The following is a 25,168-nucleotide window of genomic DNA, read 5'->3' as shown; positions in this document are numbered from 1 at the left end:
TCATCGTGCTGTATTAGCAGCGGCAATGGCGTCACGCCGGGAAATCACCCTTCAGGAGTACCCTAATGAGTGAATCGAACTACAACTCCTCAAGCATCAAGGTATTGAAAGGACTGGATGCCGTTCGAAAGCGGCCCGGTATGTACATCGGTGACACTGACGATGGCACCGGCCTGCATCACATGGTCTTCGAGTTGGTGGACAACTCCATTGACGAGGCGTTGGCAGGGCACTGTTCTGAAATTGGTGTGATCATTCATCCGGATGAATCGGTTACGGTCAGGGATAATGGCCGTGGCATTCCGGTCGACCTTCACAAGGAGGAAGGTGTCTCCGCAGCGGAAGTCATCATGACGGTTCTCCATGCCGGCGGTAAGTTTGATGACAACAGCTATAAGGTCTCCGGTGGGCTTCACGGCGTTGGGGTGTCGGTGGTCAATGCCCTCTCCTCCTCACTTACGTTGACCATTCGACGTGATGGCAAGGTTTATGAGCAAACCTACAACAACGGCGTGCCAAAAGCGCCGCTCGACGTGGTTGGCGACACCGACGCCAGTGGTACGAAGGTTCACTTCATTCCTTCCCCGGAGACGTTTACCAGCATTGAGTTTCACTGGGATATTCTGGCCAAGCGCCTGCGGGAACTGGCGTTCCTGAACAGCGGTGTACGTATCCGCCTGCAGGATGAGCGTAGTGGCAAGGAAGAGGTGTTTGAATACGAGGGCGGCCTACGTGCCTTTGTTGAGCACCTGAACTCCAACAAGACACCGATCAACCGTGTGTTCCATTTCATCAAGGAACGTGAAGACGGTATCGCGGTGGAAGTGGCCATGCAGTGGAACGATGCTTTCCAGGAAAACATCTACACCTTTACCAACAATATCCCGCAGCGCGACGGTGGTACCCACCTTGCTGGTTTCCGTGCGGCCCTGACCCGTTCGCTCAACAACTATATTGAGCATGAAGGCCTGGGCAAAAAGGCCAAGGTCAGCACGTCCGGCGACGACGCCCGGGAAGGTCTGACGGCTATTATCAGCGTGAAGGTTCCTGACCCAAAGTTCTCGTCCCAGACTAAGGACAAGTTGGTTTCTTCCGAGGTCAAAACCGCGGTTGAGCAGGAGCTGTATCAATCCTTTGCGGACTTCCTGCAGGAGCAACCCAGCGAGGCTAAGTTGATCGTCAACAAGATGATTGAAGCCGCCCGCGCTCGTGAAGCAGCTCGCAAGGCCCGTGACATGACGCGCCGCAAGGGAGCACTGGATATCGCCGGTCTGCCGGGTAAGTTGGCGGACTGTCAGGAAAAAGATCCCGCGCTTTCCGAACTGTTCATTGTGGAGGGTGATTCCGCTGGCGGGAGTGCCAAACAGGGGCGTGACCGGAAGACACAGGCCATCCTGCCCCTCAAAGGTAAGATCCTGAACGTGGAGAAGGCCCGCTTCGACAAGATGTTGTCCTCGGCGGAAGTGGGTACGCTCATTACTGCGCTGGGCTGCGGCATCGGGCGAGAGGAATTCAATCCGGAAAAACTCCGCTACCACTCCCTGATTATCATGACCGATGCGGACGTGGACGGTTCTCACATCCGTACGCTGCTACTCACCTTCCTGTTCCGTCAGATGCGTGAAATCATTGAGCGTGGCCATGTGTTCATTGCCATGCCGCCGCTGTACAAGGTCAAGCGTGGCAAGCAGGAGCAGTACCTGAAAGATGAAAAAGCCAAGGAAGCCTACCTGACACAGACCGCCCTGGAAGGCGCTCAACTCTATGTCAATCCGGAAGCGCCGGCTATCAAGGATTCCGCTCTGGAAACCATGGTGAAGGACTACCAGGCGGTGATGGCGATGATTGATCGTCTGTCCCGCGCCTACCCGGCCAAGGTACTCCAGCAAATGTTGGACAACGTGACCCTGAAACCAGAGCACCTGAAGGAAGAGGCGGAAGTGGCTCGCTGGGTTGCCCGCCTGGGTGACGGTTTGCAGCTGGATACCCGCACCGGCACCAAGTACACCTTCTCGGTGGAAAAGGACACTGAACGCAATCTCTACCTGCCGAAGGTAGTGATTTACGTGCACGGTATTCCCCATGACCACGTGTTCAGCCATGAGTTTTTCGAGTCGTCCTCCTACGCGGCCATCGCGAGAATGGGTGAGACGCTGGACGGTTTGATCGAAGACGGTGCTTACATCCAGCGTGGCGAGCGTAAGCAAGCCGTGCTGTCGTACGAGGGCGCTCTGGACTGGCTGATGAAGGAAGCTCAGCGTGGCCTGAACATCCAGCGCTATAAGGGGCTGGGCGAAATGAATCCGGAGCAGTTGTGGGAAACCACCATGGATCCGGAGACTCGCCGCATGATGAAGGTCACCATCGAGGACGCCATTGCGGCAGACCAGATCTTCACCACCCTGATGGGCGATGACGTCGAACCACGGCGCTTGTTTATCCAGAGTAACGCGCTTGAAGTGACTAACCTGGACGTGTGATCGCGGCGGGTTTGTGATCGGCCCCGAGGTTTATCCGGGGACATGAAAAAGGCGACCTTGTGGTCGCCTTTTTTCTTTGTAATTCAGATATTTAAATGGATTTTCCAGGGCTGTCCGGAGTCAGCCACCGTTACCCGTGGATGTGTCAGAAGACTTGCCGTCGTGCTGGGCCGCAAGGTGTGGCGCCATGACATCTTCAAGGGTATAGCCGGTCAGTCGGCGAATGGAGCGCCAAAGGTAGTAGAAGATGGCGATCATCATGATCATCGAGGGAATAGCGATCATGGGATAACTCACCAGAGTCATCCTGCCCAGTTCCTCATTGAACGCCTGGGTTCCGGACGGGCTGGTGACAATCCACTTGGCCAACACGAAATTCATGATGGAGGAGAACAGAAAGGTCAGGCTGAAGAAATAGCTGGCCTTGAGAAGGCGGGCTTCGAATTCTCCTTCACTTCCGTTTTCCTTCAGCACCGCCTGAATCTTGTCGACGTTCAGTACGGACGGGTTGTACAGCAGTGTTCTAACCAGTGGATAGCGTGTACGGGTTGAAACGAGCACGGCAATACCGATGACGGCGGGAACCGCAGCTTCCTTGATTGCCAGCCAGCCGGCATCCAGTTCCATCAGGCCGATACCTCCGGTCAGGCCTACGCTGACAATGCCGAGCACGGCTATAAAGTTGTACTTGCGATAGCGCACCAACTCGAACAGTCCCCATCCGAGGGGGAACGCAAGACCAATGACCAGGGCCATGACACTGCCCAGATATTCATCCCCGCTCAACTTCATCAGAATGACGGAGGGAATGATGATACTGACGAGTAGATCAACCCAGGGCCTTGGCTTGTGGGTCGGTGGTGATTGGGTTTCCGGGTCGGTCATAAATCAGCCTGATCGTTCGGGGAAGTGATGCCGGTGGAATCCAGCATACCGAATAAGTCGTCAGGCAGTATACGATGAAACCGTGAGTGTGAGTAACCGAGGTCGGCGATACCGACCCGCTGACGCGGGCCGGTTGTCAGTGGGTGGTAGTGGCAGGTCCGTTCTAGAACGAACCGGAAGTGGAACTGCTGGTGCCCTCTCCTCCGGTCTGGACCTGGTTATTGCCACCTGACTGCCACTGTTGCTGCGCGCCGGGATCGGTTTCGCTGCGCTTGAGGCATTTCCACTCGATGGAGGTCTGCGCTGGCAGATCGATAGACCCAGTCCAGGTTGGGTAGGCTGTTGGATCCAGTTTTACCGCATCGGCGGGCGACCAGTTCCCCAGTGCGCTATCGTTGCCGGTGACGTACACGCTTTGCCCCATGGTGGTAGTGCCGTTCTGGCACTGGAAGGTGACGGTTGCCGTTCCTGCCGTTGGCGGGTTGGGATCGCCTCCATCACAGGGGGCTCCGGTATGAAGTGCGGCCGCTTCCATCGACGGTACCGTCAATGCCACCTGGCCATTCCGCACCGTCACGCAGGCACCGTTGCCAGCCACATTGCGATAGTCACCATCGGCCAGTCCGGTGTTAAAGGTCCGCGACAGAGCGCCCCCTTCACGATTGATGGCGACGAACCCCTTGTTGCCACGACTGAACGCAATCTGGTTATTGCCGTTGTCCCACCAGTTGTTCACGCCCTGGCCGTCGGTCTCGGCCCGGAAGGCAACCATGTTGGCAATAGAGTCCCAGCGATGTTCGCATACCCAGGCGGAGCCGCACTGAGCAGTCCCGTTCTGGTAGACGTTTTGGGCTGGAGGGCCCTGGTCACCGTTGGAAAATGCGTAACTCGACATTACCTTGGGGTAGCCATAGGGCCAGCCCAGCATGAACACGTTGGCCAGGTTGTAAAGAGCACCATCTTTGTAGGTCAACACATTGCTGCCACCGGCTCCATGGCCACGCTGGTTGTCATGGTTGTCGGTGAATACCACGGCATCACCGCCGGACAGGAATCCCCAGCTCTCGCCAAAGGCGTTGAGATTGGCCAGTTGTTGGTTCTTGAAGACGTTGCCAATGGACGCGCTGTAGCGGAACTCGGTGACGTCTGACGTCCCGGTGTATTCGGTGGCACTGACGGCTTCACCACCCAGGTCGATCACCTCCTGGAATACGTACAGTGGGCCGTTGGCCTGATTGATGATGGCGCCGATATCACCGGGTGACATATGTTTGGCGGCATCCACCCGAATACCCTTTACACCCAGCGAAGTGAGTTGATTGAGGTAGCCGGCCAGAGTGTTGCGCACATAGCTGCTTCCGGTATCCAGATCCGGTAAGCCGACGAGGCGGCAATTGCGCACGCGCCAGGCATCCGAACTGTAATCCGAGCCGTTGATACTGCATTCGGCGTGGAAATCGTTGCCACTGTAGATGGGATACGTCAGGGAATCGCTACTGTAAGAGGACCCAGCCGTACCGGTTCCCGTACCATTGGCGGTATGGTTGATCACCGCATCGACATAAACATCGACCCCGGCCGTGTTGCAGCGCGACACCATGTCGGCGAACTGGCTGGCGTTGCCACTGCGGCTCTGGAGCTGGTAGCTGACCGGTTGGTAGCGCGTCCACCAGGCGCCGCCCTGAATGTGTTCCTGGGGCGGTGACACCTGTACGGCGCTGTAACCCTTGGGACCAAGAAACTGTTCACATTCGGTAGCGACATCGCTCCACTTCCATTCGAACAGATGGACAAAGGTACCGGCATGGGCAGTATTGATGGGCAACGCAAGTGTCAGGCCGAGACTGACACCGGTTACCAGGCGTTGTATGGAGATCATTGTGTGCTCCTGTGTTGTATTTGTTGTGGAGACGATCCAATGGCCAATGCCGCCTGTTGACGGCAGTTGTGGATGTCCATTATCAACATGAAGTGTTCAATCGTTAGCCAAAACATCCTTTCAGGCAGTTTGCGGGGAGTAGTCAGGGGGAGGAGTTGCGAAATTTACGTAGCTTCCGGATACGTGTCACTAAACTGAAACACACCTGCCAGAGGGATCGGTTAAGCTTGCAGCCGGTGTTTTGACGGGGCTTTAGGAGGAAGCATGAAGATCATTGCGTTTTACAGTCTTAAAGGCGGTGTCGGTAAAACCGCTGCGGCTGTAAACATCGCCTACCTGGCCAGCCAGGCTGGCATTCCCACCCTGTTGTGGGATCTCGACCCTCAGGGGGCGGCCAGCTGGTACCTGTCGGGAACCGACGAGATTAAGGGTCGGAAACTGGCCGCACTGATGGATGGCAAGACCCCCATCGGCAAATTTATTCGTGCCAGTGCCTACCCTGACCTCGATTTTATTCCGGCCCATAACAGTTTTCGCAATCTTGATGTTCGGCTGGACAAGGACGACAGCGCCAATACCCTCAAAAACTGGCTGGCGCCGCTATCGGAGGAAACCAGCCTGGTCGTACTGGATTGCCCGCCCTCGATGTCGCGGTTGTCCGAGCAGGTGTTGAAAACCGCTGATGGCGTGTTTGTGCCGGTGGTTCCGACCTGGCTTGCCCTGAATAGCTGGCAACAGCTCCAGGCATTCGCCAGGGACAAGAAGCTCAAACCCGGTCGTTTGCACCCGTTTTTCTCCATCGTGGACCGCCGCAAGAATCTGCATCGCGAGATGGTGATCCATCGCAAACAGCGCCTCGAGAGTGGGCTGAACGCACTGATTCCCAATGCCAGTGTGGTGGAGAAGATGGGCGAGAGTGGCCAGCCGGTGGAATTGATGGACCGGTCATCCGCGGCTGCCGATGCCTACCGGCGCTTGTGGAAGGAAATCAGGAAGTTGATCTAGAACGGTTAGAACCCATAAAAAAACGCTGGTCAGCTTCTCACTGACCAGCGTTCCGGCACATAGGGGCAGGTGTGTTAATGACCCTGCCTGAGGGCGTTTCAGCCCACCTCTTTCAGTGCCTGCTCAACGATCGCCAGGCCTTCCTCAAGAATATTATCCTCGATGGTGACCGGCATCAGGAAACGCAAGGTATTGCCGTACATGCCGCAGCTAAGCAGGATCAGGCCATTTTCCTTGGCTTTCTTGGTAACGGCCGCCGCCAGGTCTGCCCTGGGTTCTTTGCTGGTCTTGTCGGTGACCAGTTCAATGGCTGCCATGGGCCCGAGGTTACGCACGTTGTCCACGTGGGGGAACTGTTCCTGCCACTGATCAAAACGTTTGCGCAGCGTGTCACCCAGGCGCTGACTCTTACCCAGAATGTCTTCTTCCTTGAACACGTCAAATACTGCCAGGGCTGCCGCACAGGCCGTCGGGCTGCCAGTGTAGGTGCCGCCGAGGGAGTTCGGGCCGGACGAGTCCATAACCTTGTCGGTACCGACAATGGCTGAGATCGGCATGCCATCGGCCATACTCTTGGCCATGGTCATCATGTCAGGCTCGACACCACTGTGCTCGATGGCGAACATCTTACCGGTCCGGCCAAAGCCGCTCTGAACCTCATCCGCGATCATCAGGATGCCGTTTTCATCGCAGATCTTGCGAATCTCTTTGAGGAAGCTGGCTGGTGCGGCGTAGAAACCGCCCTCACCCAATACCGGCTCTATCACGATGGCGGCGGTGTCACTGGCGGGTGAATCAGCTTTCATGGCCATCTTCAGGCCACGGAGCGCTTCGTCTTCACTGACGCCGTGATAGGGAACTGGATAGGGTGCGCGGAAAACGGTACCCGGCATCGGGCCGAAATCGGTCTGGTAAGGCGCGGCTTTGCCGTTCATGGCCATGGTGTAGAAGGTACGGCCGTGATAACCGCCGTCAAAGCAGATCACGTTGGTTTTTCCGGTCGCCGCGCGGGCGATTTTCATGGCGTTTTCCAGAGCTTCTGCGCCGGAGTTGGCCAGCATGACCTTGGCGTGGCCCTTGACCGGAACCACTTCACTGAGCTTCTGTGCCAGCTTCACATAGCCCTCGTAGGGCATGACGGTCTGGCAGGTATGCATCAGCTTGTCCAACTGCGCCTTCACCGCTTCAACCACTTTGGGGTGACGATGGCCGATATTCAGTACACCAATGCCGCCGGCGAAGTCGATCATACGCTTGCCATCGGCATCCCAGAGCTCGGCATTGGTCGCATGGTCGGCAAACTGCTCGTTGGGGCTGGCAGCACCGGCCGCGACATAACGTTCTTTGAGTGCCTGCAATTCTTTGTTCGTCACTTTGCCTCTCCTCGAATTCGGTTTGGTACTGTCAGCATACACGAAATGATGGCCCGGTTTGAAAACCCGGCCCTGTTGTTTCTACGTACTGCGGCCGCCAATGTCTTCCCGGAACTGAAGTTCCGAAAGTCTCCGGTACAGCGGATTCCGTTCGACAAGTTCATCGTGGTTGCCGATATCCTGAATAATTCCGGCGTCCATCACAATGATACGATTGGCGTGCCTGACGGTGGCCAGCCGGTGTGCGATGACCAATGTCGTGCGGTTGGACATCAGCCCCGGCATGGCTTGTTGGATCAGGTGTTCGCTTTCTGCATCCAGTGCGCTGGTGGCCTCATCCAATAACAGTATAGGCGCATCCGCAAGCAGTGCGCGGGCAATCGCCAACCGCTGTTTCTGCCCACCTGATAGCCCGAGACCCGTATCGCCCAGTGGCGTTTCATATCCCTTTGGCAGTTTGCGGATAAACTCATCGGCATGGGCAATCCTGGCGGCCTCCACCATGGCAGTGTCGCTGGCCTCAGGTCGGGCGTAGCGGATGTTATCGGCAATGGTGCCGTGAAACAGCGCGGGATTTTGTGGCACCAGCGCAAAGCATTGGCGCAGGTCTGTGAGCACTAACTTACGACTATCAATGCCGTCGATGAGGATCTGCCCCGTATCTGGGTCATAGAACCTCAAGAGCAGGTCGAACAGCGTAGACTTCCCGGCACCAGAGGGACCAACCAGGGCCACGGTTTCGCCTGCCTGGATGCGAAGTGAAAGGCTTTGCAGAACCTTGATATCGCGACGAGCCGGATAAGAAAAGGTTAAATGGCGGATCTCGATATCGCCGCGAAGCGTGTCGGGCAGAGCCTGGGTCGCGTTTGCCTCACTGTGGATTTCACTGGGTGTCTGCAGCAGCTCGAAAATCCGCGCCGCTGCCCCGGCTGCGCGCTGCAACTCACCAATTACCTCACTAATGGCCCCGGCGGCGAGTCCCACCAGCAGGCTGTAGAACACAAATGCCGCCAGCTCGCCCGGGCTGGTACGACCAGAGATCACATCCAGCCCGCCTATCCAGATAACGACGCCAATGGCTCCCATGACCAGGGTAATGGCGATGGTGGTCAGCCAGGCCCGCTGGCGAATCCTCACACGGGCAATCTCGAAGGCATTCTCCGCCACCTGTGAGAAAAACCGGCGGTCATGGGGCTGATGGTTGAACGCCTGCACCGTCTTGATCTGGGTGAGGTTCTCTCCCACGTAACTGCCCACTTCCGCGACCCGGTCCTGGCTCAGCCTGGACAGCTGGCGGACGCGGCGCCCGTAAACCAGGATGGGAATAATCACCAGCGGAAAGCCGAGGATGATGATGCTGGCAAGTTTGGCATTGGTCACGAACAGCAGGATCAGCCCGCCCACCAGCATCAGGGTGTTGCGCAGCGCGATGGAGACGGTGGAGCCAATGACGGATTGCAGTACGGTGGTATCGGCGGTGAACCGCGACTGTATTTCCAGGCTTCGGTTTTTCTCGTAGAAGCCAGGGTGAAGGTCGATCAGATGGTTAAACACCTGCTTTCGAATATCGGCCACCACCCGTTCGCCAATCCAGGATACGAGATAGAAACGGGCAAAAGAGCCGATGGCCAGGCCGATTACCAGTACAAAAAACAGCCCTACCGCTTTGGACAACATCGCGGGAGACTGCGTGGCGAGGCCCTGGTCCACCAGAATTCGTAGGCCCTGACCAAGTGCAAGCGTGATGCCGGCGGTAATAACAAGAGCCACGAGAGCGCCGGCAACGGCTCTTTTGTAGGGGCTGATGAAATCGACAACCAGCTTCAGGGCTTTTCGATGACGGGTGTTAATGATGTGCCTCCTGACTTCGGGGTGCTGTAAACTCTGGCAACAATACGGTTTCTACTCCTAACAGGACCTATCATACATGCGGGCAGAGCACGCGTGGGTGGCAGGGTCTTCCGGGACACGCTGTAAATACGTCCCTGTACGCTCGACAAAAGCCATCCCTGGCTTTTGACGGTCCCGGAAGACCCTGCCACCCACGCGCGCTCCCTAACCTTGGAGTTATTTTCGACAGTGAGAGCCTACGCCGATAACGATTACCCCGCTGATCACAAACCGGATTGGAAAGTCATTGCTGGCCTATGGCCCTATCTGGCCGAATTTCGTGGTCGAGTCATGCTGGCACTGGGATTTCTGGTTTTCTCCAAACTGGCAACGGTCGCCACACCTTTCGCTCTGAAATACATCGTCGATTACCTGGACCAGAACCGAAGTGGTGACATTCTGACTTGGATTCCAGTGCTTCTGGTCGTTGCCTATGGCCTGCTTCGTTTTGGCAGCACGCTGTTCAGTGAACTGCGGGACGCGGTGTTCGCCCGAGTTGCGGAACGGGCAATGCGACGCGTGTCGCTGCGGGTTTTCGAACATCTGCACAACCGGGAGCTGGCTTTCCACCTGGACCGGAAAACCGGCGGACTGGCCCGGGACATTGAACGGGGCACCAACGGTATCAGCTTTCTGCTGCGCTTCACCCTCTTCAACATTGTACCCACCCTCCTCGAAATCCTGCTGGTGGCCGGCATTCTCTTCGTGGTGTTCAACGTGGGTTATGTGCTGGCGATTTTGGTGGCGGTGGTGGTGTATGTGGTGTTTTCCATCAAGGTCACCGAGTGGCGCACGAAATACGTGCGGGAAGCCAATGCCCGCGACAACCAGTCCAATTCCCGGGCGGTGGACAGCCTGCTCAACTACGAGACCGTAAAGTATTTCAATAACGAACGCTTCGAAGCAGAGCTCTACGACCAGGACCTGGATGATTGGGAACAGGCACGGCTCAAAAACCGGCTGTCGCTGGCCGCCCTGAACTCGGGCCAGGCCCTGATTATCGGCGCGGCGATGATCGTCATCATGGCTATGGCAGTGCAGGAAGTGGCCAGTGGTGAGATTACCCTGGGGGATTTCACCATGATCAACGCCTACCTGCTGCAGCTGTTTATCCCTCTGAACGCCCTGGGGTTTGTTTACCGCGAAATCCGTCAGGCGCTGGTGAATGTGGAGAGGCTGTTCGGTTTGCTCGGCGACGAACCGGTCATCGAGGACGCACCGAGCGCCAAAGCGCTGGTGGTGGAGAAAGGCGACGTTCGTTTCGATCATGTTCACTTTGGCTATCGCCCGAACCGACAGATTCTCCGGAACGTGAGTTTCTCTATTCCCGCAGGGCACACCGTCGCCGTCGTGGGCGCCAGTGGTGCGGGGAAGTCGACGCTCGCCCGCCTGCTTTTCCGGTTCTACGATGTGAATCAGGGCAGTATCACGATTGATGGTCAGGATATCCGTGAGGTTACCCAGGATAGCCTGCGGTCTGCCATTGGCGTGGTGCCCCAGGATACGGTGCTGTTTAACGATACGCTTTTTCGCAACCTGGCCTACGGTCGGCCTGATGCCAGTGAGGAAGAGGTATACCAGGCGGCCCGAATGGCGCACCTGGAACAGTTTATCCACAGCCTGCCCGATGGCTACAACACACAGGTCGGTGAACGGGGATTGAAACTTTCCGGCGGCGAGAAACAGCGGGTGGCGATTGCCCGGGTGATTCTCAAGAATCCACCGCTGCTGATTCTGGATGAAGCCACTTCATCCCTGGATTCGCTGTCTGAACAGGCGATCCTGGGGGCCTTGAAGGAAGTCAGCCGCCAGCGCACCTCCCTGGTTATCGCTCATCGGCTGTCGACGACGCGGGATGCGGATACCATTCTGGTGATGGAAGGCGGCCGTATTGTTGAGAGTGGCAACCATGTCGAGCTGCTGGGCCAGAAGGGGCATTACGCCAGGCTCTGGGAACAGCAGCATCGGATTGGTGATGATGTTGTCAGGCAAGCCCCTGATCACGGGCCATGGCCATAGCCGCTTTTGGCCCTGTCCAAAGGGATGGCAGTATGACAAAGGAGACCGGTATGGCGGTTATCACAATGAACTGCTGAAGCACGCCAATCTGGCCTGAACCCATATACAACAGAATCGCGGCCATCAGGGCCATGGCGCCGCCCCAGAATACCCGGATCCAAGGATTTGGCTCATCATGGCCCGCGCCCACCATGGCGATGGAATAACTCATGGAGTCACCGGTGGTGGCGACAAAAATGGTAGTGAGCAGCAGTATCGCGGCGGCCATCCAGGTACCCCCTGGCAGCGCCTGGGCCACGGTCAGTGTGGCGACGTCAAAACGGAAATTGTTCAACGCTTCGGTCAGGTCAAAGGTGCCGGCCAGCTGATGATAGATCCCCGAGCCACCCAACAGCGTAAACCAGATTGTGGTGGCAATGGGTGCCAGTACGGCAACCGCGAGGATCATTTCACGAACCGTGCGTCCGCGGGAAATTCGCGAAACAAACACTGCCATCAATGGTGTGTAACCGATAAACCAGGCAAAGAAAAACACCGTCCACCATTTCATCCACCAGTCCGGTGCCGTTTCAGCGGTCATCGTCGACATCGCCATGAAAGACGTCAGGTACTCGCCGAACGACTGAGTAAAGGTGTTGGTTAGAAACAGTGTGGGACCGAACAGGAAAATCACCGCGGCGATGGCCAGGGCGAGGAGCACGTTGAACCGGCTGAGCAGCTGAATGCCTTTGTGCAGGCCGGTCATGGCGGAGGTCATGTACACCCCGGCCAGAATGATCAGTACTGCGAGCTGGGTGCCATAGCCATCGGTGGTGCCAAACAGCTCATGCAAGCCAAAACTCACCTGGGTGGCCAGGAAACCAATAGGGCCCACAGTACCTGCCACTACGGCAATGACACAGAGGGCATCAATCACTCCACCGAGCTTGCCTCGAACAGCGTTCTCACCAAACACCGGGTACAACAGGGTTCGCGGCTGCAGCGGTTTGCCCTGATCATAGTGAGCCCTGCTGAGAACCAGTGCGGTCAGCGAGCCGAGAACGGCCCAGGCAAGGAAGCCCCAGTGAGTGAACGACTGCGCCATGGCGGGAGCAGTGGCCGCAGCAGTCCCGGCTTCGGTATCAAACGCCGGTGGTGTTACCACGAAGTGATAGACCGGTTCCCCAGCGGCGAAAAACACCCCTCCTCCGGCCAGCAGCGTACACATGATCATTGAAAGCCAACGAAAACGGCTGATTTCCGGCTCGTCCAGGCCACCAATCCTTGCATTGCCCGCCTTGCTGACTGCTGTTCCGAGTGAGATGAAAAAAGTTGCCAGCAGGAGTAATTGGAAGAACGACCCCAGGTACTTTGCCGTCCAGGTGAATCCGGCGCCAATCGCTGTAGCGACGGCGCTGCTGTCAATAATGGAAGCGCCAACGAACAGCAGGATGAAGCCAATCGTAAGAGTCAGAACGATCGGGTCGCTATCGGAGAAAGCGCCCGACCGTTCAGAGGTAGCCAGGGAGTCTGTCTGGGAGGTCATGGTTGTTCCTTTCGCGAAGAGCCGCGCAGGGTACAGAAAAGTTCAGACCTCTGCATTCCTTTGTGGAGGTAGCCGCCCTCCCAGGCATTGGTAAGCTCGTCAGGATTCCGGAAATGCCGTCCAGTCGTCCAGCCAGGTTGATGTGGCCCTGGGGTTGATTGCGCCCTGGTACATCGCCGACTCATCAAAGAATTCGGCTTTCGGAGGCCGTTTGGCGGTCATGGCGCGCACTGAGCTTCTGGGGCGGAAATGCGGCGAAGACTCACTGGTGACAGAAGGCTGCAAGCCGGTTTCAACCTGAACGGTGTTCTGCAGTTCGGGGCTTCGTATCCACAGTTCTTCGTTGAACCCGAAGTCATCGTCGTCCGACTCGTTGACAATGTTGAGGTTGCCCAGCCTACCGTTGTTGGCAAGCAGGTTGTGGCTGAACGTCAGGGCTTTCATGCCGACCAGCGCGGTCACTTCGTCCCGTGTATCCAAGGCTTCAATAGCGTAACTGTCGATGATCATATTGTGGAAGTGGCCGCCGGAGCCTTCCCTCAGCAGAATGGCCCGATGTTCCTTCGCGGAACGGCCGCTGCCATAAAGGGTGACGTTATAGAACGTGGGTTCGGACTGCGGCTGGGCCGAGTGGCTGGAGCCATTGTTGTCGCCCTCAAAGGCGTTGTCGCCAACGCCCCGGTACTGCTGGACAATGGCAAACTGTACCCGGCCTCGCCAGCCCCAGTCCCAGTCGATGCTGTCATCGGCAGCGCCGGTCACCAGGATGTTTTTCAGGTCGACGGTGCCACCGAACATTTCGATGCCGTCGTCCAGCGCGCGGTGAACCTGAACATTCTGGATAATGGTGTTGGAGCCACAGCCACCCAGGGTTAAGCCGTTCAGTTCGTTGTTCTGGTAGACCTCGAAACCGGCGAACTCGATGCGGGTGTATTGCACCACGCCGCAGCTGTGTTGCGTGTCGCTGCCACCGAATTGCCCACGGGTGTCGTTTTCCGGTACGCCTTCAATTCGCGCATTCAGCTCGTTCACGGGCGCCTTTCCAAGAAGCACAACGCCACCCCAGTCCCCGCGAGCCCGTTGCCCCGGTTCCTTACTGCTGGTGAAGACCACCGGTTGGTTCCGGCTGCCACGGGCAAACAGTTTGGCACTGGGCGTTACGATCAGTGCGGAACCGGGTTCACCCTCGACGGTTACGCCGGGTTCGATGGTCAGGTTCGCGCCCTCCACAAAGACGGTGTTCTCAAGGGTGTATCGATGCCCGCTTTCCCAGACGGTGTCTGTGGTAATGTCATCGCTGATGCGTACGTTGCGATTCTCAAATGCGGTAAAGCCGGCGACCGTGGCGACAACAGCGCCAATTACGGGCACCAGCACCAGTGCGTGACGGGCAAACCAACTGCGTGTCTTTTGGGGGGTGACGGGATTGGCTTGAAGTTTCTGGTTCGACGATTTAGCCATCAGCGGACGGCCATCATCATTGGCCATGATCTCGCGCGCCAGCGCCTGAAGTTCAGGTGTGCCATTGGCTTCCACGCGCATCAGAACGTCATTGCGATAGTTGGGCTCTCTCAGCAAGACGTTGAGATGGACAAAGTCGACGCTCGGGCACTGGCCCTTATCGATACGGCGTTTGAGGCGCCAGAGCTTCTCTACCAAAAGGGAGGATTGGTCGGACATTACTGCTGCTCCGTTGGGATGAGAGCACCGTTGTACCTGTCCTTTGTTAAAGCTTTATGTCAATTGCAGGAAAACTATCGGGTATCCAGGGAAATTGTTGCGAGGAAAGGGTGTAAAAGGCGGGAAAATGGTCGGCGTGGCAGGATTCGAACCTGCGACCCCTTCGTCCCGAACGAAGTGCGCTACCAAGCTGCGCCACACGCCGATCAACGGCCGGTATTATACGGATTGGCTGGTTATTTACCAGCCCCCGTATGATTTTCACTGCCCACTGGCAGTGGGCAAAACCGAGATATCCGCCACCCGCAGGAACAGGTTTCTCAGCAGGTTGAGCATGGCCAGGCGGTTATTGCGAACGGCCTCGTCGTCGGCCATCACCATGACCTCATCAAAGAAGTTATCCACCGGCTCCCGCAGGCTGGCCAGGGAACTCAGGGCGGTGGCGTAATCGCCTTTCTCGAACAGCGGCAATGCCTTATCGGCCTGCTGGCGGATTTGGTCGGCCAGTGTTATTTCAGCCTTGTCCTGTAACAATTCGCTGTCGATGCTTTCACCAATGCTGTCGCCACCCTGTTTGGTAAGGATGTTCGACACCCGCTTGTTGGCGCCGGCCAGGGCGAGGGCTTCCGGCAGCTGGCGGAAGGCTTCCACGGCTTTCACCCGGCGGTCAAAGTCCAGCGGGCGTGTGGGACGGCGGGCGTGCACGGCGAGGTAGACTTCGGCACTGATGCCCTGCTCTTCATAATGCGCGCGGAAACGCTCGAGCATGTAGTCCACCACCGTGTTGGCCACTTTCGGTTCGGTGAAGCTGTTGTGTTGCTCCACCGCCCATTCGCACAGGGTTTGCAGGTCCAGCGGCAGCTCCCGCTCGATGATGATGCGCAATACGCCCAGTGAAGCTCGACGCAGCCCAAACGGGTCACGGGTACCGGACGGTGGCTGGTTGATACCGAACAGCCCCACCAGGGAATCGATGCGGTCGGCAATAGCCACGGCGCAGCCCGTCAGGGTTGCGGGCAGGTCGTCACCGGCAAAGCGGGGCATGTACTGCTCGTTCAGGGCGCTGGCCACGTCTTCGTTTTCGCCGTCGTTGGCGGCGTAGTACTGGCCCATGATGCCCTGCAGGTCAGTGAACTCCAGCACCATCTCGGTGACCAGGTCGGTCTTGGCGAGCATGGCGGCGCGCTCGGCCAGAACGGGGTCGCTGCCAATGGCGTCGGCGATCTTCTTCGCCAGTGCGGCCACCCGCACGGACTTGTCGTAAATGCTGCCCAACTTGTCCTGGAACACGATCGGCTTGAGTTGGTCGATGCGGTCTTCCAGCCGGGTTTTGCGGTCAGTGTCATAGAAGAACGCCGCATCGGACAGGCGTGGGCGAATGACCTTTTCGTTGCCGGAAATGACCTGCTGCGGGTCCTTGCTTTCCAGGTTGGCGACGGTGATGAAAAGCGGCAGCATCCGGCCGTCGGCGGAAACCACGTGAAAGTACTTCTGGTGTTCCTTCATGGAGGAAATCAGTGCCTCGGCGGGAACTTCCAGGAAACGTTCCTCGAAACGGCCCATGAGCGGAACGGGCCACTCGTTGAGGGCGGTGACTTCGTCCAGCAGGTCTTCATCGATAACCGCCTGGCCGCCTGCTTCCTTCTTGGCGATGGCGGTGACGCCATCACGGATCTGCTCGCGGCGTTCGGCGAAGTCAGCGATCACATACCCTTCCTGGCGCAGCACCACTTCGTAGTCGCCGGGCGTGGGCACGATCAACGATTTCGGGCAGTGGAACCGGTGGCCACGGGTTTTGTTGCCCGGGGTCAGCCCCATAATCGGGGTGTCGATCACCTTGTTGCCGAACAGGAGGATGGCCCAGTGTACTGGACGTACGAACTCGGTTCTGTGCGCGCCCCAGCGCATGCGCTTGGGGATGGGCAGTGCGGCCAGGGACTGATCCACCAGTTCCGGCATCAGTTCAACGGTGGGACGGCCTTTCTCGATGGTGCGATAGACCACCCAGGCGCCCTTGTCGGTTTCCAGGGTGTCGAGCTGGTCTGGTGTCACGCCCAGGGAAGTGGCGAAGCCGGTCAGTGCCCGGGTGGGGTTGCCGGAATCGTCGAACGCAGCTTTCACGGCCGGGCCGCGTTTTTCCACCGGTTTGTCCGGTTGAGCGTCTTCCAGGTCCCTTACCCTGACGGCAAGCCGGCGTGGAGCGGCAAACGCTTCCACCTTGCCGAATTGAATGCCGGCCTCTTCCAGGCCATGGGTAATGCCACGGGTAAACGCGTCCGACAGTGGCTTGAGGGCCTTGGGAGGCAGCTCTTCAGTGCCCAGTTCGACCAGAAAATCCTGTGTTGCCATGATTATGCGTTCCCCTGTTCCTGCTGAGCCTTGTTCGCTTTCTTTCCCTTCTTGCCATTCGCCTTTTCGGCGGCGGCCTCGGTGGCAGCCAATACCTCTTTGCGCAGGGCGTCCGGTGCCAGCGGGAAGCCAAGCTTGCGGCGGCTGTCGAAATACGCCTGGGCAACGGCCCGGGCCAGGGTGCGAACCCGCAGGATAAAACGTTGGCGCTCGGTCACGGAGATGGCGTGCCGGGCGTCAAGCAGATTGAAAGTGTGTGATGCCTTGAGCACTTGCTCATAAGCGGGCAATGCCAGGCCTGCTTCGATCAGGCGCGCGCTTTCGCGTTCGTGCACGTCGAAGCTGTGAAACAGGAACTCGGTGTCGGCATGCTCGAAGTTGTAGGTGGACATCTCCACCTCCTGCTGGTGGAACACGTCGCCGTAGGTGACCACACCATCCGGGCCTTCGGTCCACACCAGATCGTAGACACTGTCCACGCCCTGCAGGTACATGGCAATGCGCTCAAGCCCGTAGGTGAGCTCGCCAGTGACCGGGTAGCATTCGAGGCCGCCCACTTGCTGGAAGTAGGTGAACTGGGTCACTTCCATGCCGTTCAGCCAGATTTCCCAACCCAGGCCCCAGGCGCCGAGGGTGGGTGATTCCCAGTTGTCCTCGACAAAACGGATGTCGTGTACCAGCGGGTCCAGCCCAAGAGCCTTCAGGGAATCCAGGTACAACTCCTGAATGTTGTCCGGAGACGGTTTCAGCACCACCTGGAACTGGTAGTAGTGTTGCAGGCGGTTGGGGTTCTCACCGTAGCGGCCATCGGTGGGGCGACGGCTGGGCTGAACGTAGGCGGCGTTCCAGGTTTCCGGGCCGATGGAGCGCAGGAAGGTGGCCGGGTGGAAGGTGCCGGCACCCACTTCCATATCCAGGGGCTGAAGGACTACGCAGCCGTGCTGCGCCCAGAAATTCTGCAGGGCGAGAATCAGGCCCTGGAAGGTTTTGATATCCGGCGTGTTTGCGGAAGTTGCCTTGTCTGTCACGACGTTTGCCTGCTGGTCAGTCTGTGTGTGGCGCCCGGGCATTCGGCCGGGGCACTCCGAAAAAAGGGGCATTATACGCCTGCCAATCGCGTATTTCTAAGTTAGGTTCAGACGATTGATTTTGCGCTAGAAGAACGTCAGTCCCACCTGGAACAGTTTCTCCACATCGCGTACCCGCGACTTGTCCACCAGGAACAGGATAACGTGGTCATCCGGTTGTACCCGCAGGTGGTCGTGGGCGATGAGGACCTCGCTGTGGCGGACAATAGCGCCGATGGTGGTGCCTTCCGGCAGGTTGATTTCGTCAAGCCGCTTACCCACTACCCGGGAGGACCGGTGGTCGCCATGAGCAATGGCCTCAATGGCTTCGGCAGCGCCCCTACGGAGTGAGTGAACGTTTACTACGTCCCCGCGGCGGATGTGGGTAAGCAGGCTGCCAATGGTGGTTTGCTGGGGCGAAATAGCGACATCAATGTCGCCGCCCTGGATCAGGTCAACATAGTCCGGGTTGTTGATCAGGGTCAGTACCTTGCGGGCGCCCAGGCGTTTGGCCAGCAGTGACGCCATGATGTTGGCTTCGTCATCGTTGGTGACCGCACAGAAGACATCGGTATTTTCGATGTTCTCTTCCAGCAGAATGTCCTTGTTGGCGGCGTTGCCCTCCAGCACCACGGTTTTGCGAAGGTTTTCCGACAGCATGACGCACCGTTCGTGATCCCGTTCCAGAAGTTTCACCTGGTAGCGGGATTCGAGGGTATGGGCCAGGCGTTGGCCAATGTTGCCACCGCCACAGATGAAGATTCGCTTGTAGGGTTTCTCCAGCGGCTGCAACTCGCTCATCACCGAGCGAATATGGTCGGAGGCAGCGATGAAGAAAACCTCGTCGCCGTCTTCGATCACCGTATCCCCCTGAGGCATAATCGCCCGATCCTTCCGGAAAATGGCGGCGACCCGTGTTTCGATTTTGGGCATATGGCTGCGCAGGTACGACAACTCATGGCCAACCAGTGGGCCGCCTTCCGTCGCCCGGATGGCGACCAGCTGCACAAGGCCCTTGGAAAACTCCAGTACCTGCAGGGCGCCGGGGTATTCGATCAGTCGAGTAATGTGCTTGGTGACCAGGTGCTCCGGGCTGATCAGAACATCTATCGGGAAGCCCCGCAGGCTGTCCAGATCCTTTTTCTGATCCCGCTGGTAGAACAGTTCTGGTTTTGCCAGATAGGCGTTGGCCCTGACCCGGCAGATGGTTGTCGGGGTCTTGTACAACAGCTTGGCGACCTGACAGGCCACCATGTTGACCTCATCACTGTTGGTCACGGCGATGACCATGTCGCCATCTTCAGCGCCCGCCTGACGCAGAACCGTGGGGAAGGAGGCCATGCCCTGGACCGTCCGAATATCCAGGCGATCCTGAAGCTCCCGCAGGCGGGTACTGTCACTGTCGATCACGGTGATGTCGTTGGCTTCGTTGGCAAGGTTTTCTGCCAGGGTCCCGCCCACCTGGCCGGCACCGAGAATCAGGATTTTCATGGTTCGGGTTTCTCCAGTACAGCGTAGAAAAATCCATCGTGGCTTTCGGGAACGGGCAGCATCTGGCGGCCGGTTTCCATATCGCGCCCCCAAAGGACGTCAGGTTCCACCAGCGCAGCGTTGTCCTGCTGTTTCAGGAATCGACGAATTATACGGTGATTCTCCTGCGGAAACACCGAACAGGTGGCATAGACCAGGCGCCCTCCGGGCGCGAGCACTTGCCACATCGACTCCAGCAGGCCCAACTGAATGCTGGCGAGCGGGACAATGTCCGATTCCCGGCGCAGCAGCTTGATGTCCGGATGGCGGCGAATCACACCGGTGGCGCTGCAGGGCACGTCGAGCAGGATGCGATCGAACGGCTTCCGGTCCCACCACTGATCAATATCTGCGGCATCGGCCTGTTTCAGTGTCGCCATCAGGTCCAGCCGTTCCAGGTTTTCCTGCACCCGTGGCAGTCGATCAGCGGATTCGTCGATAGCGACCACTTCTTCAAGTTCCCCGCAGCTTTCAAGGATAGCGCAGGTTTTTCCTCCTGGTGCGGCGCAGGCATCCAGTACCCGCTGGCCGGGCGCCAGGTCCATCAGGGTGGTACAGAGCTGGGCTGCTTCATCCTGCACACTGACCGCGCCTTCGGAAAACCAGGGCAGGAGGTCTACCGGCACCGGGGCGGTCAGTTGGATGCCGTGGGGCGCAAACAGGGTGGCTTTGGCGTCGATGCCGGCATCGGACAGCAGCTGCAGGTAGTCGTCGCGGCTGAAGCGCAGGGCGTTCACCCGCAGGGTCATGGGGGCCTGGGTGTTATTGGTTTCGAGAATGGCCTGCCAGTCGTGGGGCCAGTTATGGCGCAGCTTTTCAAGCATCCAGAGGGGATGGCTGAAACGACCCGCTTCGTCGGCAAGGGGCGGCTCCCCTTCCCGCTCCGCAGCCCGCAGAACGCCGTTCACCAGCCCTGTCAGATGCGGTTTGTCGAGGGCGCGGCAGGCTTCCACGGTTTCATTCAGAATCGCGTAGGTGGCCTGCTGGCTGAAGCGAAGCTGGAACAGTGCCACCAGCATCAGGTGATGGACCACCCGGTTGGATTTGCGCAGCGGTTTATTCAGGCGCGCCTGTAGTTCGCCATCAAGCCGGTGAAACCAGCGGCAGGTTCCATAACACAGTGCCTGTAGTGGTGGTCGTTCGTTGTCTGCCACATCACCCATGGCGTGGGGCAGGCATTGGGACAGCGACTGGCCGTTCTCAACGGATTGCATAACTCGGGCAGCAACCGCCCGCAGTGGCTGGCCCAGCTGGCTCATTCAGTTCAGCTCCTGGCCGGGCATCAGTATGTCCTTGCCGCCGTTGATCAGGTCGTTCACCGATTGTGGCCGCGAGCCGGACAACTGCAAACGGGTGATCCTCAGGGATTCCAGGCCGCAGGCAATGTCGATCCCTGTACGATCACGGCGGATCACCGTACCCGGGTGTTTATCGCTGGTGTCGTCCAGAATCTCCGCCTGATGAATGCGGATGCGCAGATCCTCCAGATCGGTGTAGGTGCCCGGCCAGGGATTAAAGGCACGAATCAGCCGGCTGATGGCGGGGGCGTCCCGGGTCCAGTCGATGTGCCCTTCTTCCTTGCTGAGTTTACGGGCATAGCAGGCCCGGGCCTCGTCCTGGATCTCGCCCTGCAGCTCGCCTTTCTCAAGCTGTTCCAGTGCTTTAACGATGGCTTCGCCACCGAGGCCTGCCAGGCGGTCATGAAGGCTGCCGCCGGTGTCGGCCTCTTCGATCGGGGTAATGGCTTTCAGCAACATTGCGCCGGTGTCCAGGCCAGCGTCCATCTGCATGATGGTAATGCCGGTTTCCCGGTCACCCGCCGCAATCGCGCGCTGAATAGGAGCGGCACCGCGCCAGCGAGGCAGCAACGAGGCATGGATGTTCAGGCAGCCGTGACGAGGAAGGTCCAGCACCACCTGCGGCAGAATCAGGCCGTAGGCCGCGACGATCATCACGTCTGCGTTAAGGCTGCGGAGCTCGTCTTGTGCTTCGGGCGATTTCAGGGACTCTGGTTGGAACACAGGAATGCCCGCCTCAACAGCAACCTGTTTGACCGGGCTGGGTGTCAGTTTGCGGCCACGGCCTGCGGGTCGGTCGGGTTGGGAGTACACGCCAACCACATGGTGATGGGTCGTGAGCAGTGATTTCAGCGCGGTGGCTGCAAATTCCGGGGTGCCGGCAAAAACAAGTCGCACGGGTATCGCTTCCTGGTCCGTTGAATACGAAAAGACCGGGTTTTCACCCGGTCCCGATTTACGCTGTTTTGGCGGCTTCAGGCGCTTTTCTTGTGAAGCTTTTCCAGTTTCTTGCGAATACGGGTGCGCTTCAGTGAACTCAGGTAGTCCACAAACAGCTTGCCGTTGAGGTGATCCATCTCATGTTGGATACACACCGCCAACAGGCCACGAGCCTCGATTTCAAACGGCTTGCCGTCACGGCCAATGGCCCTGATCATGCAGTGTTCAATACGGGAGACGTCCTCGTAGAAACCCGGTACCGACAGGCAGCCTTCCTGCATCTCCTCAAGCTCACCCTCAAGCACTTCCACTTCCGGGTTGATGAATACCCGCGGTTCACTTTTGTCCTCGGACAGATCCATAACGATGATTTGCTTGTGCACGTTGACCTGGGTGGCGGCGAGGCCAATGCCGGGCGCATCGTACATGGTCTCGAACATGTCGTCGATCAGCTTGCGGGTCTCGTCTGTCACCTCGTCCACGGGCTTGGCAATGGTGCGCAAGCGGGGATCCGGGTATTCGAGAATATCTAGTATCATGGCGCTCGTACTTTTGGTGTCTGAATCTGGCTTTCACCGTTATCTTTTGTAACGGTGTGAATACTGTCTCCGAAATGCGACAGCGTACTGCGCATTTTTCCATCCCGTGACTATTATGATCGGGATGAAAGAGCCGGTTTCAACGGGTTGTTGCCGTTTATGGTGCTATTATCCCTCAACTCGCTCATTGAGTACAAACTGATCAGTTGATAGTCAAAAGCTTTCGGCTCTAGCGTAGAATTTACTGGAAGAACAAAAGATAACATCACAATTTGCGAGACATCTTCTATAGTAGTGGTATAAAAGGCAGAGTACCGGCTGCATACCAAGAACAGAATCTATCGATTCAAGGCACGCGATCAAGGACTTAAACAATGAGGAAACTGCTGTACGCTCTGGCAGCAAGCATGCTGCTGCTAACCTCCTGGGCCCACGCCGCCCCGGAACTGAGGTCCGATCATCCCGAGCGTTACACTGTCGTGAAGGGTGACACCCTGTGGGATATTTCCGCCCGCTTCCTGAATAACCCCTGGTACTGGCCGGAAATCTGGCACGTGAATCCACAGGTTGCAAACCCGCACCTTATCTATCCGGGTGACGAGCTGGCACTGGTCTATATCGACGGTAAGCCCCGTGTTACCAAGGTTTCCAGTGACCGGGTGGTGAAGCTGTCACCAAAAGTGCGTTCTGAGCCCATCGACACGCCGATTCCCGCCATTCCCCTGGATGCGATCAGCAGTTTCCTGACCGAAACCCGTATTGTTGACGTTGAAGAGCTCAATGGAGCGCCTTACGTGCTGGAGGGTGAGGACGGCCGGATTATTACCGGCGCGGGTGATCGAATCTACGCTCGCGGTGAGAAGCCGGCCGACAATGTGGGCGTATTCCGCCGCAGCAAGGAATTCCGTGACCCGGAAACCGGTGAATTCCTCGGTCTTGAAGCCCGAAGTATCGCCCGTGGTGAAGTCATTGCCGAGAATAAAGACGTTCTGACACTCCGACTGAAGCAATCCAACGAGGAAGTTCGCATCGGGGACCGTCTGTTGGTTGGCGAAGAGCGTCGCATCACCACCAGTTTTGTGCCCAGCTCTCCCGACAGTGACATCGAGGCCCAGATGATTTCGGTCGATGGTGGTGTCAGCCAGATCGGGCAGTTCGACGTGGTGGCCATCAACCGCGGTGAGCGGGAAGGACTGAAGCCGGGTAATGTCATGGCGGTGCTGAAAAGTGGCAACCTGGTTCGGGACCCGATCACCAATGAAACCATTGAACTGCCCTCCGAGCGCGCCGGGCTGATGATGGTGTTCCAGACCTACGAGAAAATGAGCTATGGCCTGATCCTGCAGGCTACCCGTCCGTTGTCGGTGGGTGACAAGGTCACCAACCCCTGAGCTGATAACAACGTAAAAAGGTCCGTAGAAAAGGAGCCCATCGCCGGCTCCTTTTTTTATGGCATAATTCACCTGCGGCCTGCCAGGATGGCAAGCCCCGATACCCAACCCTGATCCACGGAAGGATGCCATGCCTCTCTCTACCGACCCCCTGTCTGTCCCGAACCTGTACCAGTCGGAACACGGATTCTGGATATTCCTGTCCTGTCTGCCGAAATTCGGAGCCCGTCGTCAGCAAGCGATCCTCGAACAACTTCCGGAGTTCGAGCAACTACTGATCCACAATGCAGCCACGCTGAAAGCACTGGGTTTGGCGGCGGAAACGATCGATGCTCTTGAGGCATGGCGCCGCCAGGATAGCGCTCACCCTGTGGTCGCCAGCGCCGATGGCATATACCGGAATTGCCTGAGGACCGGCACGGCCATCGTGACTATGGCCGATGCCGACTACCCCGAGCCCCTCAGGCATATTCACGACGGGCCACTGGTGCTCTATGTGCGCGGCGATCGCTCCCTGCTGGGGCGCGAGCAGATCGGTATTGTGGGTAGCCGCAATGCCACCCGGGCCGGGTTGGAGCACGCCCGTTGCTTTGCTGCGGCGCTGGGTCAGAAAGGCTTGTTGGTAACCAGCGGGTTGGCTCTGGGGGTGGACGGCGCCGCCCATGCCGGCGCCCTGGATGCCGGCTTCCCGACCGTTGCGGTAATTGGCAACGGTGTTGATAAGCCCTACCCCTATCGTCATCGCACGCTCAGTGAGCGTATTGCCGGTGAGGGGGTGATTGTGTCCGAATACCCGCCGGGCACGTCCGCCAAGGCGGGCCACTTCCCCCGCCGAAACCGGATTATCAGCGGCCTTAGTCGCGGTATCCTGGTGGTAGAGGCGGGACTGAAAAGCGGTTCCCTTATCACCGCCCGCCTGGCGCTGGAGCAGGGGCGGGAGGTGTTTGCCATTCCTGGCTCGGTCCACAATCCCCTGGCCCGTGGTTGCCATCACCTGATACGCCAGGGTGCGAAGCTGGTGGAAACCGTGGACGATATCTGTGAGGAACTGGGCGGCTGGTGGACGGGCCAGAACGAGGGCGATCCCTCTTCGGTGGTCATGAAAAGGCCAGCGATCGAAGGCCTGGACTCTCGGGAAATCGCGGTGCTGGAGGCTTTAGGGTATGATCCGCAATCAACCGATGATCTGTGTTCAGTGACCGGCCTTCCCGCCGATCAGTTGATGCAGTCGCTGCTTCTCCTGGAGTTACAGGGGTTGGTGGATTCTGCACCGGGAGGGTTTCAACGGATTGGCTGAGCCACGTATAAAGACTTGAAGA

The 25,168-nt window shown here is 58.1% G+C and carries 17 protein-coding genes and 1 tRNA gene; 5 read left to right on the top strand and 13 right to left on the bottom strand.

What is annotated here, in order from left to right; genetic code table 11:
* Positions 1–65: 65 nt before the first annotated feature.
* Entirely contained in the window at positions 66–2,480 is a 2,415-nt protein-coding gene (gene gyrB / locus MDG893_RS06685) for a DNA topoisomerase (ATP-hydrolyzing) subunit B (RefSeq protein WP_007152980.1), read from the top strand.
* Positions 2,481–2,600: 120 nt separating this feature from the next.
* Here gyrB and MDG893_RS06680 read toward each other — a convergent pair whose 3' ends face one another.
* Entirely contained in the window at positions 2,601–3,365 is a 765-nt protein-coding gene (locus MDG893_RS06680) for a VC0807 family protein (protein WP_007152979.1), read from the bottom strand.
* Positions 3,366–3,528: 163 nt separating this feature from the next.
* Positions 3,529–5,244: a carbohydrate-binding module family 20 domain-containing protein gene (locus MDG893_RS06675; protein ID WP_007152978.1), complete on the bottom strand. Its 1,716-nt coding sequence runs from the start codon at positions 5,242–5,244 to the stop codon at positions 3,529–3,531.
* A gap of 264 nt (positions 5,245–5,508) precedes the next feature.
* On the opposite strand from MDG893_RS06675, the gene MDG893_RS06670 reads away from it, so the two are divergent.
* A complete protein-coding gene (locus MDG893_RS06670) occupies positions 5,509–6,249 on the top strand; it encodes a ParA family protein (protein ID WP_007152977.1) in 741 nt (246 codons plus the stop codon).
* 98 nt (positions 6,250–6,347) lie between these two features.
* Here the strand turns inward: MDG893_RS06670 and gabT are convergent, their stop codons facing one another.
* A complete protein-coding gene (gabT, locus tag MDG893_RS06665) occupies positions 6,348–7,622 on the bottom strand; it encodes a 4-aminobutyrate--2-oxoglutarate transaminase (protein WP_007152976.1) in 1,275 nt (424 codons plus the stop codon).
* A gap of 81 nt (positions 7,623–7,703) precedes the next feature.
* Positions 7,704–9,449, bottom strand: a complete 1,746-nt coding sequence (locus MDG893_RS06660; protein ID WP_040474376.1) for an ABC transporter transmembrane domain-containing protein — start codon at positions 9,447–9,449, stop codon at positions 7,704–7,706.
* 252 nt (positions 9,450–9,701) lie between these two features.
* On the opposite strand from MDG893_RS06660, the gene MDG893_RS06655 reads away from it, so the two are divergent.
* Complete coding sequence (locus tag MDG893_RS06655; RefSeq protein ID WP_007152974.1) at positions 9,702–11,531, top strand: ABCB family ABC transporter ATP-binding protein/permease; 1,830 nt, start codon at positions 9,702–9,704, stop codon at positions 11,529–11,531.
* On the opposite strand, the gene MDG893_RS06650 is transcribed toward MDG893_RS06655, so the two are convergent.
* The 9 genes from MDG893_RS06650 to def all read right to left on the bottom strand — a co-directional run bounded on the left by MDG893_RS06650 (position 11,497) and on the right by def (position 22,458).
* Positions 11,497–13,056, bottom strand: a complete 1,560-nt coding sequence (locus MDG893_RS06650) for a BCCT family transporter (protein WP_007152973.1) — start codon at positions 13,054–13,056, stop codon at positions 11,497–11,499. The genes MDG893_RS06655 and MDG893_RS06650 overlap by 35 nt on opposite strands.
* Before the next feature lie 99 nt (positions 13,057–13,155).
* Positions 13,156–14,736 (bottom strand): hypothetical protein, encoded by a 1,581-nt coding sequence (locus MDG893_RS06645; RefSeq protein WP_007152972.1) that lies wholly within the window; start codon positions 14,734–14,736, stop codon positions 13,156–13,158.
* Positions 14,737–14,864: 128 nt separating this feature from the next.
* Positions 14,865–14,941: transfer RNA gene (locus tag MDG893_RS06640), tRNA-Pro, on the bottom strand.
* A gap of 56 nt (positions 14,942–14,997) precedes the next feature.
* The gene (gene glyS, locus MDG893_RS06635) at positions 14,998–17,085 is read right to left on the bottom strand and encodes a glycine--tRNA ligase subunit beta (RefSeq protein WP_007152971.1); all 2,088 of its coding nucleotides are present in this window, start codon (positions 17,083–17,085) and stop codon (positions 14,998–15,000) included.
* Positions 17,086–17,087: 2 nt separating this feature from the next.
* On the bottom strand, positions 17,088–18,113 hold the full coding sequence (glyQ, locus tag MDG893_RS06630; protein WP_040474388.1) for a glycine--tRNA ligase subunit alpha: 1,026 nt from the start codon (positions 18,111–18,113) through the stop codon (positions 17,088–17,090).
* 126 nt (positions 18,114–18,239) lie between these two features.
* Entirely contained in the window at positions 18,240–19,643 is a 1,404-nt protein-coding gene (gene trkA, locus MDG893_RS06625; protein ID WP_007152969.1) for a Trk system potassium transporter TrkA, read from the bottom strand.
* Complete coding sequence (gene rsmB, locus MDG893_RS06620) at positions 19,640–20,941, bottom strand: 16S rRNA (cytosine(967)-C(5))-methyltransferase RsmB (protein ID WP_007152968.1); 1,302 nt, start codon at positions 20,939–20,941, stop codon at positions 19,640–19,642. The genes trkA and rsmB overlap by 4 nt, the downstream gene beginning before the upstream one ends.
* A complete protein-coding gene (gene fmt / locus MDG893_RS06615) occupies positions 20,942–21,877 on the bottom strand; it encodes a methionyl-tRNA formyltransferase (RefSeq protein ID WP_007152967.1) in 936 nt (311 codons plus the stop codon).
* A 77-nt stretch (positions 21,878–21,954) separates the two neighbouring features.
* Entirely contained in the window at positions 21,955–22,458 is a 504-nt protein-coding gene (def, locus tag MDG893_RS06610) for a peptide deformylase (RefSeq protein WP_007152966.1), read from the bottom strand.
* 374 nt (positions 22,459–22,832) lie between these two features.
* Between def and MDG893_RS06605 the strand changes: the two genes are divergently transcribed.
* Positions 22,833–23,849 carry a LysM peptidoglycan-binding domain-containing protein gene (locus MDG893_RS06605; protein ID WP_007152965.1) on the top strand — a complete coding sequence of 339 codons (1,017 nt, stop codon included), beginning with the start codon at positions 22,833–22,835 and terminating at the stop codon, positions 23,847–23,849.
* Between the two features lie 130 nt (positions 23,850–23,979).
* Positions 23,980–25,146, top strand: a complete 1,167-nt coding sequence (gene dprA, locus MDG893_RS06600) for a DNA-processing protein DprA (protein ID WP_007152964.1) — start codon at positions 23,980–23,982, stop codon at positions 25,144–25,146.
* Positions 25,147–25,168: the final 22 nt, after the last annotated feature.

It is taken from the genome of Marinobacter algicola DG893 (genome assembly GCF_000170835.1).
Taxonomy (GTDB): Bacteria; Pseudomonadota; Gammaproteobacteria; order Pseudomonadales; family Oleiphilaceae; genus Marinobacter; species Marinobacter algicola.
This window is presented reverse-complemented; position numbering and strand designations above follow the sequence as displayed.

Coding starts and splice junctions, on each gene's coding strand:
- gyrB (WP_007152980.1), top strand. CDS start 66: ATGAGTGAATCGAACTACAACTCCTCAAGCATCAAGGTATTGAAAGGA.
- MDG893_RS06680 (WP_007152979.1), bottom strand. CDS start 3,365: ATGACCGACCCGGAAACCCAATCACCACCGACCCACAAGCCAAGGCCC.
- MDG893_RS06675 (WP_007152978.1), bottom strand. CDS start 5,244: ATGATCTCCATACAACGCCTGGTAACCGGTGTCAGTCTCGGCCTGACA.
- MDG893_RS06670 (WP_007152977.1), top strand. CDS start 5,509: ATGAAGATCATTGCGTTTTACAGTCTTAAAGGCGGTGTCGGTAAAACC.
- MDG893_RS06650 (WP_007152973.1), bottom strand. CDS start 13,056: ATGACCTCCCAGACAGACTCCCTGGCTACCTCTGAACGGTCGGGCGCT.
- MDG893_RS06645 (WP_007152972.1), bottom strand. CDS start 14,736: ATGTCCGACCAATCCTCCCTTTTGGTAGAGAAGCTCTGGCGCCTCAAA.
- glyS (WP_007152971.1), bottom strand. CDS start 17,085: ATGGCAACACAGGATTTTCTGGTCGAACTGGGCACTGAAGAGCTGCCT.
- trkA (WP_007152969.1), bottom strand. CDS start 19,643: ATGAAAATCCTGATTCTCGGTGCCGGCCAGGTGGGCGGGACCCTGGCA.
- rsmB (WP_007152968.1), bottom strand. CDS start 20,941: ATGAGCCAGCTGGGCCAGCCACTGCGGGCGGTTGCTGCCCGAGTTATG.
- def (WP_007152966.1), bottom strand. CDS start 22,458: ATGATACTAGATATTCTCGAATACCCGGATCCCCGCTTGCGCACCATT.
- MDG893_RS06605 (WP_007152965.1), top strand. CDS start 22,833: ATGAGGAAACTGCTGTACGCTCTGGCAGCAAGCATGCTGCTGCTAACC.
- dprA (WP_007152964.1), top strand. CDS start 23,980: ATGCCTCTCTCTACCGACCCCCTGTCTGTCCCGAACCTGTACCAGTCG.